Origin of the sequence: Gordonia mangrovi, from assembly GCF_024734075.1 — a bacterium.
GTDB lineage: Bacteria > Actinomycetota > Actinomycetes > Mycobacteriales > Mycobacteriaceae > Gordonia > Gordonia mangrovi.
Genome location: NZ_CP102850.1, coordinates 3,637,621 through 3,654,219 on the forward strand (window position 1 = coordinate 3,637,621; position 16,599 = coordinate 3,654,219).

16 protein-coding genes are annotated in these 16,599 nt (G+C 60.6%); 11 read left to right on the top strand and 5 right to left on the bottom strand.

The genetic code is table 11. The annotated features are described in order from the left end of the window. Positions 1-47 precede the first annotated feature (47 nt). Positions 48-884: a MaoC/PaaZ C-terminal domain-containing protein gene (locus tag NWF22_RS16480; protein WP_160904380.1), complete on the bottom strand. Its 837-nt coding sequence runs from the start codon at positions 882-884 to the stop codon at positions 48-50. A gap of 156 nt (positions 885-1,040) precedes the next feature. Here NWF22_RS16480 and NWF22_RS16485 point away from each other — a divergent pair, with 156 nt between their 5' ends. The 9 genes from NWF22_RS16485 to NWF22_RS16525 all read left to right on the top strand — a co-directional run bounded on the left by NWF22_RS16485 (position 1,041) and on the right by NWF22_RS16525 (position 10,452). Next, a complete protein-coding gene (locus tag NWF22_RS16485) occupies positions 1,041-2,291 on the top strand; it encodes a CaiB/BaiF CoA transferase family protein (RefSeq protein ID WP_160904379.1) in 1,251 nt (416 codons plus the stop codon). Continuing rightward, on the top strand, positions 2,288-4,243 hold the full coding sequence (locus NWF22_RS16490; protein ID WP_160904378.1) for an oxidoreductase: 1,956 nt from the start codon (positions 2,288-2,290) through the stop codon (positions 4,241-4,243). The genes NWF22_RS16485 and NWF22_RS16490 overlap by 4 nt, the downstream gene beginning before the upstream one ends. 190 nt (positions 4,244-4,433) lie before the next feature. Continuing rightward, positions 4,434-5,666: a cytochrome P450 gene (locus NWF22_RS16495; protein WP_160904377.1), complete on the top strand. Its 1,233-nt coding sequence runs from the start codon at positions 4,434-4,436 to the stop codon at positions 5,664-5,666. A 2-nt stretch (positions 5,667-5,668) separates the two neighbouring features. Further along, the gene (locus NWF22_RS16500; protein WP_160904376.1) at positions 5,669-5,863 is read left to right on the top strand and encodes a ferredoxin; all 195 of its coding nucleotides are present in this window, start codon (positions 5,669-5,671) and stop codon (positions 5,861-5,863) included. Between the two features lie 21 nt (positions 5,864-5,884). Further along, positions 5,885-6,829, top strand: coding sequence for an SDR family NAD(P)-dependent oxidoreductase (locus tag NWF22_RS16505; RefSeq protein WP_233752062.1), 945 nt, complete (start codon positions 5,885-5,887; stop codon positions 6,827-6,829). Further along, complete coding sequence (locus NWF22_RS16510; RefSeq protein WP_160904374.1) at positions 6,826-7,269, top strand: nuclear transport factor 2 family protein; 444 nt, start codon at positions 6,826-6,828, stop codon at positions 7,267-7,269. Before NWF22_RS16505 ends, NWF22_RS16510 begins: the two co-directional genes overlap by 4 nt. Before the next feature lie 92 nt (positions 7,270-7,361). Then, on the top strand, positions 7,362-8,588 hold the full coding sequence (locus NWF22_RS16515; RefSeq protein ID WP_258321176.1) for an acetyl-CoA C-acetyltransferase: 1,227 nt from the start codon (positions 7,362-7,364) through the stop codon (positions 8,586-8,588). Between the two features lie 11 nt (positions 8,589-8,599). Then, positions 8,600-9,763: an acyl-CoA dehydrogenase family protein gene (locus NWF22_RS16520; protein ID WP_160904373.1), complete on the top strand. Its 1,164-nt coding sequence runs from the start codon at positions 8,600-8,602 to the stop codon at positions 9,761-9,763. A gap of 107 nt (positions 9,764-9,870) precedes the next feature. Then, complete coding sequence (locus tag NWF22_RS16525; protein ID WP_258321177.1) at positions 9,871-10,452, top strand: enoyl-CoA hydratase/isomerase family protein; 582 nt, start codon at positions 9,871-9,873, stop codon at positions 10,450-10,452. Here the strand turns inward: NWF22_RS16525 and NWF22_RS16530 are convergent. From NWF22_RS16530 to NWF22_RS16545, 4 genes are read right to left on the bottom strand one after another with little or no spacing between them, the layout of a single operon-like run. After that, a complete protein-coding gene (locus NWF22_RS16530) occupies positions 10,449-11,225 on the bottom strand; it encodes an enoyl-CoA hydratase/isomerase family protein (protein ID WP_160904371.1) in 777 nt (258 codons plus the stop codon). The two genes, NWF22_RS16525 and NWF22_RS16530, sit on opposite strands and share 4 nt — an antisense overlap. Beyond that, complete coding sequence (locus tag NWF22_RS16535; protein ID WP_160904370.1) at positions 11,222-12,364, bottom strand: acyl-CoA dehydrogenase family protein; 1,143 nt, start codon at positions 12,362-12,364, stop codon at positions 11,222-11,224. The genes NWF22_RS16530 and NWF22_RS16535 overlap by 4 nt, the downstream gene beginning before the upstream one ends. A gap of 5 nt (positions 12,365-12,369) precedes the next feature. Then, positions 12,370-13,581 carry an FAS1-like dehydratase domain-containing protein gene (locus NWF22_RS16540; RefSeq protein ID WP_160904369.1) on the bottom strand — a complete coding sequence of 404 codons (1,212 nt, stop codon included), beginning with the start codon at positions 13,579-13,581 and terminating at the stop codon, positions 12,370-12,372. After that, a complete protein-coding gene (locus NWF22_RS16545; protein ID WP_160904368.1) occupies positions 13,578-14,495 on the bottom strand; it encodes an SDR family oxidoreductase in 918 nt (305 codons plus the stop codon). The genes NWF22_RS16540 and NWF22_RS16545 overlap by 4 nt, the downstream gene beginning before the upstream one ends. Before the next feature lie 354 nt (positions 14,496-14,849). On the opposite strand from NWF22_RS16545, the gene NWF22_RS16550 reads away from it, so the two are divergent. Both NWF22_RS16550 and NWF22_RS16555 read left to right on the top strand, forming a co-directional pair. After that, positions 14,850-15,398, top strand: coding sequence for a MarR family winged helix-turn-helix transcriptional regulator (locus NWF22_RS16550; RefSeq protein WP_233752061.1), 549 nt, complete (start codon positions 14,850-14,852; stop codon positions 15,396-15,398). Between the two features lie 357 nt (positions 15,399-15,755). Continuing rightward, positions 15,756-16,361, top strand: a complete 606-nt coding sequence (locus tag NWF22_RS16555) for an SDR family oxidoreductase (protein ID WP_233752079.1) — start codon at positions 15,756-15,758, stop codon at positions 16,359-16,361. Positions 16,362-16,599 lie beyond the last annotated feature (238 nt).

The window sequence follows — 16,599 nt, forward strand, 5'->3', positions numbered from 1 at the left end:
GCCGCGGGGGTGACGTGCTGTCTCATGACACCCCCCCCCGGCGGTCTTCAGCTGATCGCGGCAGAACCGGTCAGCACGGTGGTGCCATCGTCGATGCGGGTCCGAAATTCAACGGTTCCATCCACATTTGGCCACGTCTCGATGTGAAGCGTGTCGCCCGGCATGACCGGATGAGCGAATCGACCGGAGAATGATCGAATCCTGGCTGGGTCACCGTCGGCAGCTGCGTCGAGCACAGCCCGTCCGGTGATGCCGTAGGTGCACAGCCCATGCAAGATGGGTCGCTCAAATCCGGCCTTCTCTGCGAACCAAGGATCAGAGTGCAACGGATTCCGATCCCCGGAGAGCCGGTACAGCAGTGCCTGGTCGGCGGTAGTCGCGTATGTTGTTGTGTTTTCGGGTTCGCCGAGTTCCTTGGTTGCTTTGCGCTCCGGTCCGCGTTCACCGCCGAAGCCGCCGGCGCCCTTGATGTAGACCGACGAGCGGGAAGTGAAGAGTTTCTTCCTGCTCGCGTCGTCTGTTGCCGTGGTCTCGGTGACTATGACGGCCGCTTTGCCCTTGTCCCACACGTTCGCGATTTTGGTTACTGCTGTTGCGGTGCCCTGCACCGGTAGCGGTTGGAAGAGATCGACGCCTTGCTCCGCGTGTACCAGACGGGTCCAGTCAATGGTTCCGAGGTTGGCCATCACGCTGAAGTCGACACCCAGTGTGACCGCCATCGTGGGGTATGCGACCTGCACCACGTCCTTGGTGTTTTCTGTGGTGAAGGCGAGATCATCTGTACCGGCCCCGATTCCAAGCGCATAGAGAATGCAGTCCTTGGAATCCCAACTGATCGTTGTGGGTTTGGACGTGGCTCCGACGGCCGAGAGATCAAACGTCATCGTGGTGACTCCTGGAGAGGTGCGTGCATGTCGATTTGGGCCTTCCGAAGGCTAACTTACTCGTAAGATCTATCATAGAGCCCACGACTAAATTACGATCATCAAATGGTGGAGTCGATCGCACGCCACCTTGGGGTCAACAGCTAGGGAGATACGATGGGGCCACTCAGCGGCTTGCGGGTCTTGGAGATTGCAAGCGCGGCGCCTGCGCCTTTTGCGTGCATGATGCTTGCGGACATGGGTGCGGACGTGTTGCGCGTTGATCGCCCGAACAAAAAAGTCTCTGTCGAGGGCTATCCCGATCCGGCGCTCGATCCATTGGGGCGTGGACGTCAGTCGATCGCGGTCGATTTGAAATCGCCAGAGGGGCGCGACCTCGTTCTGAGCCTTTGCGACCCGGCAGATGTGGTGGTGGAGGGGTTCAGGCCCGGCGTCATGGAGCGGCTGGGTCTCGACCCGGAGATGCTGATCGGCCGCAATCCGAGGCTGATCGTCGGACGTATGACGGGTTGGGGTCAAGCCGGCCCGTTGGCCGAGCGAGCTGGGCACGATATCAACTACGTTGCTGTCGCGGGCGCGCTTCATTCGACCGGTCGAACCGACTCGCCGCCAACGCCCGCCCTGAACCTCGTCGGGGACTTCGGCGGCGGCGGAATGCTGCTGACAGTTGGTATCCTATCGGCCTTGGTCGAGCGTAGCCTTTCCGGCCACGGCCAAATAGTCGACGCAGCGATGATCGACGGGGCCTCGCTGCTCATGGCCTCTGTTCGCGGCATGCGAGATGCAGGTAGCTGGAACGATGAACGGAGCAGCAACCTCCTCGACGGTGGTGCGCCGTTCTACGACACGTACAAGACCGCCGACGGCAAATACATGAGTGTCGGTGCCCTAGAACCGCAGTTCTACAAACTATTGCTCGAGGGACTCCGAATCGAGGCGTCTGAGTTCCCTCGCCGAATGGATCCGAAGTCGTGGCCGCAACAGCGAGCGCGTTTCGCGACCGAGTTCGCAAAGCGAAGCCGGGAAGAGTGGACCCGAATCTTCGAAGGGAGCGACGCGTGTGTCTTTCCGGTACTCGAAATGCACGAAGTGCCCCATTATCAGCAGGTTACTGCTAGGGCGGGTTTCGTCGACGTGGCCGGGCAGAGCCAGCCGGCGCCGGCGCCGCGTTTCTCACGGACGCCATCGGGGATTTCCGGTCCGTCGCCGCGGCCGGGAACGCATGACCCCGATGCGTTGGGTGAATGGGGACTGGACCAGAAGAAGCTGCAAGATCTGGCTAAATCCGGGGTGATCTGGCGGCCCGACCACGTCTCCTCTGGCGACATGAAGCTGCCGTCTGAGCCGATCCACGAACGGCCGAGTGATCAAGGTCAGAGTCGACCCAAGGTAGGGCAGAAGGCATGACCAGAACCGACTATCCCCACCTGTTCAGCCCGATCCGAGTGGGGACCATGCAGTTGCAGAATCGGATCATGGTGCCTACCCACGCCTTTGCCGATAGCAATCTGGTGGGAACGTCTGCAGAGGCGGACAGGTTCATTGCGTATTACCAGGCGAAGGCTCGCGGAGGTTCGTCGTGGGTATGCGGCGGCAGTATGCATCTGCGAACCCCGGTCGGGGTCGGTTTCGAGCCCAGTGGGATGGGTGCGTCCAAGGAGGGCATGTTCCGAAACGACCTCTTCGTACCGCGCGCGAGACTCTTCGCCGACGCGATGCACAGTGAAGGCGCGTACGCGTCGATGCAGATCGTGTTTATGGGAGGAACCCCGTTCGGACCCAGTCAGCGAGCCCACGGGTTCGCCAACAACCGGGTGCCACATGCGTTGACCACCGGAGAGATCGGCGAGATCGTTGCCGAGTACGCGTTCACGGCCGGCCGGATGCGGGAGGCCGGTCTCGACGGCGCGGAACTGCACGCCAACAACGACGATCTACTGCAATGGTTCATGTCGCCGATGACCAACGATCGCGACGACAGATACGGCGGATCCGTCGCCTCTCGATTGACCCTGCTGCACGAGGTTCTGTCCGTCATCCGTGGCGTCGTCGGGAAAGAGTTCACGCTCGGCGCGCGTATCTGCATGGACGAAAGGATCGCGGGCGGCTATGACAGTGATATCGCTCGGGAGTCCTTGGCGCTGATCGACAGTTGGGGGCTGGTCGACTATCTGCATCTCAACGTCGGGAACAACTGGGGCGAAACCACATACCTCCCGTTGCCGGACTTCGACACCGAGCATTGGATCGAGATGGCGGGAACGATGAAGGCGGTGGTCGGATGCCCGGTGATCTACACCGGTCGAGTGACGACTCCCGAGGCCGCCGAACACATCGTGGCATCTGGGCACGCCGACATCGTGGGCATCGTACGGTCGAACATCGCCGACCCCGAGTTTGCGAACAAGGCCGCAACCGGGCGGGTCGCCGAGATCCGGCCGTGTGTGGCGTCGAACGACTGCCTGAGTCGCGTCACTTTGGACGGCATCAGTTTTGGATGTGCCGTGAACCCCAGGGCTGGTATGGAACAACTGGTCGTCGACACTGCGGCCCGACCCAAGAATGTACTCGTCATCGGCGGCGGCCCGGCAGGTATCGAGGTTGCGGCCACAGCGGCAGAACGCGGTCATCGGGTTGCTCTATGGGAAGAAGGAGCCCAACTCGGAGGACAACTGTTGACCGCCGCCCGGATGCCTTACCAGGACGCCTTCGGCCGGTACCTCGACTACCAATCGACTCGGATCGAACGCGCGGGAGTCACAGTGGAGACGAGTTGCCGGGCAACCGCCGAGGCAGTTCTTGCTGCCGACGTCGACGAAGTCGTCGTGGCCACCGGGGCACGCGCGCACACACCGCTCGACATTCCTGGTATCACCTCCGCGCACGTCAAGGACGTACGCGACGTGCTGCGAAACCCGGCAGGTGTCGGTCACAGAGTCGTGATGGTCGTCGAAGACGACCACATGGCTCCGTTGGGCACTGCGGATCTGTTGTCGTCGCGCGGACACGATCTGACGATTGTGTACCGGACCGCTGAGTTCGCTCCCTTGGTTGGCCGGTACAACATTGGGCCGTCGATGGCACGCTTGTTCGCCGCTAGAACCGTACTACTACCCATGCATCGATTGGCCGCGATCGAAGACAGGACCGTGCACACGGAGGACGTCTACGGTGGCTCGCTCACGTCATTCGAGGACGTGGACAGCGTGGTACTCGCGTGTGGATCACGTTCGGATTCGCATCTGCATGCCGAGCTCGAGGGCAAAGTAGAGCATTTGCACTTGATCGGTGATGCGTACGCTTCGCGCCGCCTCACGTACGCGACTCGCCAGGGGGACGTTCTTGGCCGAATGCTGTGAGAAATCGGCGAACTATTGCCTGAATCACGTCGACAGGGGTAGATTAGTCGCAGACTAGAGTATCTGCACGCCAACATACTCGCTATCTACGTGCCTTGTGCTGAGGTGGGCGATACCTCTGTCTTCCAGCCGCGAGATGCCCATCATCTGGAGCATCAGAGATCTATTGATGTACAAGGAAGTTCACAACATGGATACTAAGTCCCCCGCCCAGACGGATCCGTCGGGACCGGCTCGCGAAGGGTTTCTGCACTCCACGCATCCGGCTCTGCAGGCAGATACCTGGAACGAAGTTAGTCGCCTTCGCGACGAAACACCAGTGTTCCGAAGTGACTTCGTGAATCCGGTCGACGAGAAATCCACCCTGTGGTACCTACTCGACTACGACTCGGTCTACAACGCGTTGCGCACACCGGACGTTTTCTCCAATGTTGGATCGGCGCATCCCTTATCCGAGGGAGACCCTTACAGCATGCTGCCAGGGGAGCTCGATCCGCCTGATCATACGAAGATGCGGCGCGCGTTGGATCCGTACTTCGCGCCTTCAGCCATCAAGAAACTGGAAGACGCGGTCCGGGAAACTGCGATCACGTTGATCAAAGGATTTCAGCCACACGGCGCGTGCGACTTCGTGACCGATTTCGCGTTGCAGTTCCCTACATCAGTGTTCATGGAGTTGATGGGATTACCCAAGGAGAATCGAGACCAGCTGATGGGTTGGGTGAACGCGTTCTCGGCCATGATGGGTAGCGAACAAGCGATCTCGGCAGCCGTACAAGCTGAACAAGAGGTGCTTGCCTTCCTGGCGGAGTCGCTGGTGGACCGCAAAGAGAACCCACAGGACGACTTCATGACCGCGGTCAGTCAGCTGGCTGTTGACGGCGAGGTGATTTCGCACAAAGAGCAGGTTGCGGTTGCGTACCTGTTCTTCCAGGCCGGTCTCGACACAGTGGCCAGCCAACTGGGATGGACGTTCAAACATCTGGCGGAAAACGATGAACTACGTCAGTCGATCGTCGAAGACCCGGATTTGATCTCCGGCACCGTCGAAGAGGCCCTCCGCTGTTTCAGTGTTCTTTCCCATACAATGATTGCCGCGAAAGACGCTGACGTGCAAGGCTGCCCGATCAAGAAGGATGATCGGGTCGTCACCCTCATCTCGGCCGCCAATCGCGATCCGCAGGAGTTTCCCGACGCCGACGAGTTCGATCCTACGCGTAAGCCCAATCGGCACATCGCCTTCGGAATCGGCCCCCATCGCTGCATCGGATCCCATCTTGCGCGGCTCGAGCTGAACGTCGCGCTCGAAGAGTGGCACAAGCGAATCCCGAACTACAGCATCGAGAAAGGCGCTGACCTGAATCCAAGTATGGGCTGGGCAGTGACGCGACTTTCATCGCTGCCGCTGCGCTGGGAGCCGTAGACATGATTGTCCGCGTAGACAGCAACTACTGCACGGGACATGGCCGCTGCGTTGCATTCGCGCCGGATTTGTTCGAGTTGGGGGACGAGGGCTTCCTCGACATCGAGGATCAGGTGGTGCCCGACAACCTCCTTGGGGCGGTCCGCGAAGCCGTCCAGAACTGCCCGGAGCGAGCAATCTCGCTCATCGATGACTGAGTTGTCCCAGTACTGCAGAACATGAGGAGAACGATTCCTTTGAGTGAGAAACGCTTTGACGGTCGGGTTGCCGTCATCACTGGGGCGGGAGGTGGGTTGGGATTCGAGCACGCAAGATTGTTCGCATCCCGAGGGGCACACGTAGTGATCAACGATATCGGCGGCTCGGTGACCGGTGATGGCAGCGACCGCGGTGCGGCTCAACGTGCCGCGGATGAGATCATCGCATTGGGGGGATCTGCAGTAGCGGATGCGAACTCGGTATCGACGCCCGCGGGTGCGGCGGAACTCATCGAGACCGCGCTGGAGGCGTTCGGTGGTGTTGACATCGTCGTGAACAACGCCGGCATTCTGCGCGACAAATCACTCCTCAAAGTGAAGCCGAACGACTTTCGCGCCGTTCTTGATGTACACCTGCTGGGAACCTTCCTCGTCACGCAAGCAGCTTTCGGCCACATGCGGGCGAAAGGGTACGGCCGGTTCGTCAACACGGCATCCCCTGCGGGACTGTATGGGAACTTCGGACAGGCGAACTACTCCGCGGCGAAGGCCGGAATAGTCGGGCTCACCAGAACGGTATCGATCGAGGGTGCCAAGTTTGGGATCTCGGCAAATGCAATCTCCCCGGCCGCGCATACCCGAATGACGGAAAACCTCCTCGGCCAACTGTTCGATGGTGCGAGCGCCGACGTCCTCGACGCCGCGAAAGTGTCACCTGTTGTCGCGTGGCTCTCCCACGAGGACACCGACGTGACGGGCCAGGTCTTTGGAACCGCTGGGGGCCTGGTCACCAAGGTGTTTATTGCCGAGACGAAAGGCATCTTCGAGGCGAACCCGACGATCGAGAACATCGCCGCCAGGGAAGCAGAAATTTTAGACGAGCAAGGTTACCTCGTCCCCGAGGACGTCGGGGCCAGCATGGCACCGCTCCTCGAGCACTATGCGAGCAATGTAGGACAGCTATGAACACCGAGTTGATGGCGCTCCTCGACGAGAAGGCGATTGTGGACGTAACCATCAGGTACGCCACAGCGCTGGACACCAAGGACTGGCAGCGGTTACGCGAGTGTTTCACGCCTGACGCGGTTGCCCGCTACGGGGTCATCGCGGACTGCACGGGCGTAGACGCCATCATCGAACAGGTGAGTGACGGAATGGACTACCTTGCCCAGACACAGCACATCCTCACCAATCACGTGGTCCTGCTCGACGGTGACTCGGCAACCTGTGTGTGTTACCTGCAGGCCCAACACCTCAGAGACAATGCGAAACCATCGTGGAACTTCATCCTGGCCGGCCAGTACTCGGACTCGCTGGTGCGAACCGGAGACGGATGGCGGATCAGTGAACGCTCACTCGAGCTCTGGTGGACGGCCGGCGACCCAGCTGTCATCGCGCGAGATTGAAGTGACTTTCGTAGCAATAGTTCATCTTGATCAGACCGTTCGTGGCGTCAGTCCCGTTGGGAGCGCTAGGTCAGACATACAAAGGAGTGGCAGTGGCACGGCAGGCAGTGATCATCGACGGCGTCAGAAGTCCGCGCGGAAAGGGCAAGGCGACCGGCGGGCTTCACGGTATCCATCCGCAAGAAGTTCTCGCGCAAGTACTCAACGCGCTCATCGAACAGTCCGGTGTCGCGGTGGAGGATGTCGAGGATGTCGTCATCGGCAATGGTGATCCGTCCGGCGATCATGCCAACGACATCGGCCGGTTGGCGGCCCTTGCGGCCGGGTGGCCGGTCACAGTCCCCGGCGTGACTCTGAACCGTTTCTGCGGGTCGGGACAACAGGCGATCATGTTCGCGGCCATGGGAATCAGGTCGGGGTGGCAAGACGTTGTCGTCGCAGGTGGCGTCGAATCGATGTCCCGATACCCCGGAGGGGTTGCTACCCCAACGGCCGCCGGGAACGGGCATTTGTTGGAGATCTATCCGCTGGTTCCGCAGGGGATCTCGGCTGACTTGATCGCGACGCGCGAGGGCTTTACACGGGCTGATGTGGATGCTTTTGCAGCACGCAGTCAAGACCTCACGGCCATCGCGCAAGCCGCCGGCAGGCACAAGCGCAGTATCGTTCCCATCTTGGACGCCGAAGGCAATGTCGCGATCGATCACGACGAACACCCCAGGGCCGGGACGACCGTCGACTCGCTGGCCTCTCTGAGCCCGTCATTTGCGAGACAGGGTTCGAAAGTACGCGATGGTGGCCTGACATACGACCAGATGTGTTCGCAGGTTTACCCGGAGGTCACCGCTGTCGACCACGTACACCACGCAGGAAACTCCTCGGGTGTCGTCGACGGCGCATCCGCCGTGCTCGTGACGTCCGATGACTACGCGAAAACCCACGGCCTCAATGCCCGCGCCCGTATTACGTCGGTCGCTGTCGCCGGCGCCGACCCAGTCATCATGCTGACAGCCCCGGGTCCTGCCTCGGAGGCAGTCCTCGCCAAAGCCGGCATGTCAGTATCCGACATCGACCTGTGGGAGATCAACGAAGCGTTCGCGGCCGTGCCACTGAAGGTGATCAAGGACCTGAAGATCGACGAAGACCGCGTGAACGTGAACGGCGGCGGAATCGCTCTCGGTCATCCGATCGGCGCAACCGGACCGATGTTGTTTCAGACGGTCCTCGATGAACTAGAGCGTCGTGGGCTGAGCACAGGACTGATTACCATGTGCACCGGCGGTGGCATGGCGACCGCCACCGTCATCGAGAGGATCTGAGGCGTCCAGCGATGACGGTCGATCCGATCACACCCAACCATCTGTCCGAATTGCGGGAGAGGATTCAGGAGCTGGCCGGATCCCGGCTGTCCGCGTTCGTCAACGAGACCGAGACGACCGGCATTATCCCATCGGCTGCCCTGGTGGCCATGTCGGAGACGGGTTGTTTTGGACGAGCCCTGCCCGCTGATTTCGGCGGAACCGGAGAAGGGCTGCGCGCGTTCTGCATTCAGCAGGAAGAGCTCGCCAGGGTATGGCCGACGGCAGCGGTGGCAGCGACATGGACAAATCTTAGCGGCATCTTGCTCACGAAGTTCGGCACTCCTGCCCAGCAGGCAGAGTTGCTCGCTGCCATCGCAACAGGTCGATCCATGGGTGCAGTTGCCTGGACCGAACCCCATGGTGGTTCAGATGCCGCGTCGCTGCGAACGACAGCCGTTCGGGTGGAGGGCGGCTGGCTCTTGTCGGGATCCAAGCGACTCATCGACAATGCGGCGAAGGCCGACTTCATCATCGTCGGCGCACGTAGCGACCTCGATGGACCACCGCGTCGCGCGATGTCGATGTTTGTTGTCAGGCGCGACAATCCCGGATTTCACTTCGGCGGCACCTACGAGACTCTCGGTCTCAAAGGTGCAGGGGTCGGTCATTTCACGCTCCAGAACTGCTTCATCCCCGATGCCGATGTCTTCGGTGACATCGGGCGGGGGTTCTATCAGATGATGGCGATGGTCGAGTTCGGACGCACTGGAGTTGCCGCTATGTGCGTGGGTATTGCCCAGCGCGCACTCGACTCGGCGGTTGAATTCTTGACTGAGCGAGTATCGTTCGGGCGGAAGCTGTCGGACAACGACGTGATTCTTGCCGCCATCGCCGACATGCGTATCAAGCTAGACGGCGCGCGTATGTTGACCGAACGTGCGGCGATCATGTTCGATGCAGGCGAGAGATGTACGGCCGAGGCGGCTATCGCGAAAGTCTTCGCATCTGAGGTCGCCATTGACACCACTGCCTGTGCGCTACATCTCCATGGTGGAATCGGATTCACGAGTGAGGTACCGATCGAACGGTTCTTCCGGGACTGTCAAGCTTTTACTATCGGTGAAGGCACCTCGGAAGTTCTAAGGATGGTCATTGGGCGTCACGAGTTCGCACGGAGCAGGTCGACGAAATGAACCACGTTCGTACGCAAGACTTCTCTGTTATACGGTGCGCTTCTGCTGACGGCATACGGCACATCCAGTTGTCCGACGCCGAACGTAACAATACGCTGGGGCCTCAGATGGTGATGGAACTGCGAACGGCCATCGAGAAGTCTACTGCGTCAGAAACTCTGCTGTTTTCAGCCGAAGGCCGGAACTTCTGCGCTGGCGGTGACCATGACGAACTGGCGAAGCTGTCGACGGACGAGTTCCGCGCTTACGTGACCGGTCTCAAGTCATTGTTTGGTGAGATTCTGACGGCTTCACCGTCTGTCGTCTGCGTTCAACGAGCGGCGGTGGGCGGGGGAGCCGAGCTCGCTCTGCGGGCAGATCTCATACTTGCGGGCGACGACGCCTATTTTCAGTTCCCGCAGTTGAGTGTGGGCGCCAGGGTCGGCGCCGAGACGCTCGCCTTGCTCATCAGCCGGGTGGGCCTGGGCAAGGCTCGTCGTTGGTGCTTGACGGGCGAACGGATCGATGCGCCCTCGGCACTAAAGGCCGGTCTCATCGATGACGTGGTGGAACCGTCGGAGTTACTCTCCGTAGGAACGGATCTGGCCAAGAAGCTCGCCGAACTCTCGGGTGCGGGGGTGTCGCGCTTCAAGAGCACCGTTAACTCCTTGATCGTACCCGCGGACCATTCAGGCATCGCTGTTCGCTAGCCAGGATTCTCGTCGGCTCGGAACTGTGGTGACCGCTTCTGTGCGAACGCCCGACCTGCCTCTCTGGCTTCAGAGGTGCCGAATGCCACCGTTTGATTCAGGGATTCGGAATCGATGGCCCTCTTGAACGAGCTCTCGAACGAGTTGTTCAGAGCCGATTTCATCATCGACAGAGCAAGTGTCGGACCATCGGCAAGGTCTTGTGCCCAGGAAGCAACAACGTTGTCGATCTCGGTCGCCGGCACCACTCGATTGATCAATCCGATTCGCTCCGCTTCGTCAGCCTCCACCCGGCGGCTGAAGAACACGAGTTCTTTCGCTTTCGCGATGCCGATCAAGCGTGGCAACGACCATGATGCGCCACCGTCGAGCGCGATGCCACGGTCGGCAAATATCTCGCCGAATATCGCATCCTGCGACGCCACGACCAAGTCGCAGCACAGAGCCAGGTTGCATCCAAATCCCATCGCCGCACCACTCACTTTGGCGATGACGGGTCGGGGGAGGTCGTGGATCACCGTACATAGCTGCCCGACCCTGGTCATGAATGTCAACGGGTCCGGAGACACTGGCTCGGACAAATCCATTCCCGAACAGAACGCACCACCCGCACCGGTCAATATCACCGCACGGTCGGCCGGGGTGCGCGCAATCTTCTCGAATGCGTATAACAGGTCTTCGACAACTGCGCCGGTGATGGCGTTGCGACGTTTCGGGCGATCTATCGTGACAGTGACGACGCCGAGTGATCTCTCGACCAACACCGTACTCATCGAGCACCGATCAATCCGGCCGTTGCCGCGACCGTTTCGCGGTACGCCGCAGGTGATCCGAACATCAACTCGGTAGCCTTTGCTCGTCGGAAGTAGAGATGGGAGTCGTGTTCCCATGTGAACCCGAGGCCACCGTATACGTGCAGGGTCTCGTCGGCCGCGAACATGAACGCATCCGAGCAGACCGACTTCGCGATCGCCGACAGCAGGTCCATTTGCTTCCTGGTCGCGGGCCCGGGGTCGATCAAATACTTGTCTACTGCCGCCACGGCTTCGGCGGCGGCGGATCGGGCGAATTCGACCCGCAACAGTACATTCACCAAGGTGTGTTTGATCGCTTGAAAGCTGCCGATCTTCCGGTCGAACTGGATTCGCTGCTTGGAATAGTCGACCGCGCCGTCGAGGCAACGCTGCGCTGCACCCACCTGCTCCGCGGCGAGCAGCGCAAGAGCCATGGCCCGAGCGATGTCGAACATCTCTGCCAAGTCGTCGGCAATCTCGACGACTTCGGCGCGGGCGCCATCGAGAGCAACGGAGCCGAAAGCTCGGGTTTTGTCGAGCGAGATACTCCAATCGACTGAGACATTCGCCGCGGCGGTTTCGACCGCGAACAGTCTCGGTCCGTCAGGGGTCGAGGCCGCCAGCAGGACAAGATCGCAGATCCCTGCATCCAGGACGAATCTCTTGCGTCCGGTCAGCGTCCAACCATCGGGTTCGCTGGTGGCGGACACGTCCCGCGACGATGCGTCCCATGACCCGGACGTGTCGAAACAGGCAACGGTTGCGATGGTGTCACCTTCACCGATCCGGCGGAGGAGGCCAGGGCCGTGTCCGTTGTTGTCGGTCAGGCGCAACACAGACGTGGCAAGTGCAACGGTCGAGAGAAACGGTACGGGCGACAGACTCGCCCCCAGCTCCGCTGCCACGATCGCAGCGTCGGCGAAGGTGCCCTCAGGTCCGTCATCCGATGCCGGTATCAACAAGCCGCTGACCCCGATCTCCTTGCTCAGCACCTGCCAGAGCTCAGGGTCGTGAGGAATGGTCCCTGATTCGCTGTCCTGCAGAAACATTCGAGAGCCGCTACTACCGTCGATCGCGCGACGAACTGCCGATCGCAACTCGAGCTGCTCGTCGGTCAAAGAGGTCACGACTTCACCCGCGCCCGACTCCCGGCCGGTGAGAGCTCCCTCTCACGCGACGGCAACGCAACGGTCGCATGGCCCGGCATTACGTCCCCACCGCGCTGATTGCGCGCGAACGTGGTGACGTGGACGACGTGTTCGCCGTCGGCGTCGATTTCCTTGCTGTCGACAACACCGCCCAACTCGATCACGTCAGAGAGGTAGACGAAACCGCGATATTGAGAATCGAGGTGCTTGACCCATCCCTTGTCTCCGACCCAGTGGGTGAGCAGTTGAATCTGCCAGCACTGGCGCTGGAAGCCGACGTCGTACTGATATGCCACACCCATCGCCTGGGCGGCGGAATTGTTGTAGTGAACAGCGTAGATGGGCTCTTGGGCGCCGGTCACGGGGTCGCGGAATGACCACGCGGGGTGGTCTGCGTAGTCCGCCAGTGCTGCGGCGTGCGCTTTCAATCGGGGAATCGGGGTTCCACCACCGGCGATGAATGCGACTTCGTCGGTCAAACCGATCGGTCCCTTGGTCAGCGACGAGATCGGATCACCCGGGTTGATGTCCTCCCACCATCGGGGTTCGGCGCCCTGCGGCTTCTCAGCAAGGACCCGAGCTTCTACGGCCTCTATTTCTTCGGTCCTCCATGGGTGCGGTAACACCAGCCGTTCACGCTTCGACTTCGATGCAGTTCGCGCCGTCGCTCGCTCATAGTTGACAACTTGCCAGCGTATTTCAGCGACCTTGTCGTCCCGTTGATTCGTGTAGGTGTTGGTGAACATGTCGGTCACCATCTGATTGGCGAAGGTCGACGGCCGGGGTCCAGTGAACCCGTCGTAGCGGCAGGTGGCTGTGATGACATCGCCCAGATAGATCGGCGCGAGCAGGTCCATGTCCGTCGACGAGTGGAACGAGCCCAGGCCCGGCCACCCGAACTGGATGCCCGAGAAGCATCCGATCACGAAGGATGGCGGAGCCACCGGCGCAAGGTAGTCCGAATTGGTGGCGTGCTCGCTGTCGGTCCACAACGGATTGATGTCGCCGATGCCGCCGGCGAATTTGGCCACCGCGATGCGGGTGACCTCTTCGTTGTTGATCGAGTGACTGATTCGCAGATCAACCCCAGCTTTTGCCTTCATTGATTCGATCATCGCGTCATCGATGACGGCCTCAGGCATATGGGCTTCGGTCGAGCGTGGTTCCTGGGTTGCCGACGTGCTCATTTCGACGCCTTGTTCGGGTTTGCCGTCCAACTCTGTCCGGTGGGGATGCCGGCGTCAGAGACAGCTTTTTCCAGTTCTGCAACGGTCCATCGTCCGCCGGTCTGCAACTTCCAATTGGGGTCGCGCTCCCAGGGTTTGACTCGTTGCACGCGGCTGCCGCCAACAACGAATACTTCTCCGCTCAATTGCGTTGTCGGAGAGGCGAGATAGGCTACAAACGGGGAAACATTTGCGGGGTCCCAGCGATCGAACTTGTTATCGCTCGCCGATAGGGAATCTCCGAAGGTAGCCTCTGTCAACCTTGTTCGAGCCTGCGGGAGAATCGCATTGACACGTACGCCGTAGCGCTCGAGTTCCTTGGCTGCCACCTGTGTCAACGATGCTACGGCGGCTTTGGCGGCTGCATAGTTGGCTTGCCCGGGATTGCCGAATACTCCGGATTCGCTGGAGGTGTTGATGACCGATGCGCTCACAGGCCGACCGGCTTTACTCTCGGCGCGCCAGTAGTTGGCGGCAGCACGGAGCACGGCGAACGTGCCGCGCGTGTTGACCTTGTTGACGAGATCCCAGTCGTCGTCGGTTAGATTGACCAGTACCCGGTCACGCAAGATCCCGGCATTGTTGACGACAATGTCGAGACGTCCGAACTCGTTTACCGCTGTGTCCACGATTCTCTGGGCACCCGCGGAATCCGAGACGTCATCATTGTTCGCGACCGCGCGGCCACCCGCCTTGGTGATCTCGTCCACGACGTCTTGAGCCGGTGACGACTCCGAACCAGTGCCGTCGCGACCACCACCGAGGTCATTGACGACGATCGCAGCTCCTTCACGCGCCAGAAGCAGGGCATGCTCGCGCCCAATTCCTCGCCCGGATCCGGTGACAACCGCTACGAGCTGGTCAAGACTACCCATGCTGCAACTCCTCCTTGACGAGCCAGCCCGGTCGGCGACCGCGAGACTGCCTCTGTGGGGTACGTCGATTCGGTGGATTCACTCCGAGGCGACATATATCAATAATAGTCGTGTACTAGAGTATTGGACTCAGGAATGTCCTGTCAACCTCCACTCGGGACCGCGGCCTGCCCTTGGCGACACACACGACAGCGCAGCAAATGGTGGCCATTTCGCGCGATCTGCCTGTTCGGGTTACCAAATAGACGGTGTCTATGCTCGACATGTCGCTTCCTCAACCTCGCTACCTGTATATTTTGTCCATAGACAGTTTGCGTCGACACGTGGCGCACGAGGTGTCCGAAGGGGGCAGGCATGGCAAAGCGGGCCAACAGCAAGGACGGCGACAGTTTCCACGACCCGGTCGACTGGGCGCGGCACTTTTGGCGAAGGCACGGAATGGGGGACTCCGAAGATGCGTTCATCGCAATGAGTTCGGTGTTGCGATTCCATCGACTGATGGCTGATGCCGTTGAAGCCGAATTGCGCAGTCACAAACTGAACATCACGGACTACATGCTTCTGATGACGCTTCTGCTGAGCGAGACCGGCACTCGGTTGATCAGCCAGCTCGCCAAGGCGTTGATGGTGCACGCGACGACGGCCACGCTCGCGACCGATCGGCTCGAGGGTCGTGGTCTCATCGCTCGAAACCCACACCCGACGGACCGCCGCGCAACGGTGGTCTCCATCACCAAGGAGGGGCGGGCGCTGGTTTCTGTCGTCACGGACTCGTTGAAGACCGTCGACTTCGGCTTCGCTGGAAGCACGCCTGACGATCAGCGTGAACTGGTGGACGTGCTCGGTCGCCTGCGTTCTGCAGCAGGTGACTCTGACGTTCCGCTCCGGACGGCCCCTGCGTAACCCGGCGATCAGGCGAGGGTGCGGTCGTGCACAACACAGGAAGGTCTTCTCCTCACTAGTCGTATTAACGACTAGTTCTTGCGGAATCCTGCACGTATCCACCAGGACTTGAGGAGACATATAGGTGTCACGGGGCGTGTAGAGGGCAAGGTCGCGTGATCTCCGGCGCGGCAGGGGGGCTCGGGCGGGCGTTCGCACTCCGCCTGTTCGAAGAAGGTGCCGACATGATCGCGCTCGACCTCTGCGCCGCCGTCGACTCCGCGCAATACGGAATGAGTACCAGCGCCGATTTGGAGCAGCCCGCCGCGGATCTCCGAGCGCTGGGGCCGACGGATAGTCACCGCTCGCGCCGATGTTCTGGATTATACGGCTCTCAACGAGGGAATCCGGCGGGGAGTGGATGAACTGGGTGGGCTGGATCTGTTGTGCGCCAATGCCGGATTGGCTTCTTACGGAGGCGTCCTTGACCTGACGCCCGAGCAGTGGGGCGATGTGATGGACGTCCATGTCACCGGATCTTGGAATACGGTGCGGGCAGCCGCCCCGTTTCTCAGCCGATCGGATGCTGGGTCGATTGTGTTGACGAGTTCTACCGGCAGCCTACGTGCCGAGGCCTATATCGCCCACTATGTCACGGCCAAACATGGCCAAGTCAGGCTGACAAAGAGTCTTGTGATTGAGTTGTCCCCCTTTGGTATTCGCGGAATTGCGATTTACCCGACCAGTGCGAATGCGCACATGATCACCAATGCGGTAACGCAACGCCTGATGAGTGAGAATGCCGGCGGCTCCGAGAAACTCGATCAAGCGGCACGGGCGAAGAATCTTCTCGGGGTTCCCTGGATCGACGCCATCGATGTCGCCAACGCCGTGTTGTTCGTGCACTTAGACGAGGCTCGGTACATCACGGAGTCAGCCTGGCCGTGGATGCGGGCGCCGTATTGGTCTGAGTTGACGTTCTGACGGCGCTCATCGAAATCCCGACTTATGTTCGTGTCACCGGTTCGGCTGCGGATTCGGTCCGTAGCGTTCGGTAGCAGACCAGAAGGGCTGACTCGCGAAATTCCTGTCACCCGTTGGTTGGGGTTGACCCTAGTGGGGTGTGTCCGCCCTTCCGGTCTACGTTCGCGGAGTGACTGAAGAGAGGCGTGACTGCAAGCTGCTGTGAGAGGTACTTGAAGTCGGATTGTCCTCCGCGGAT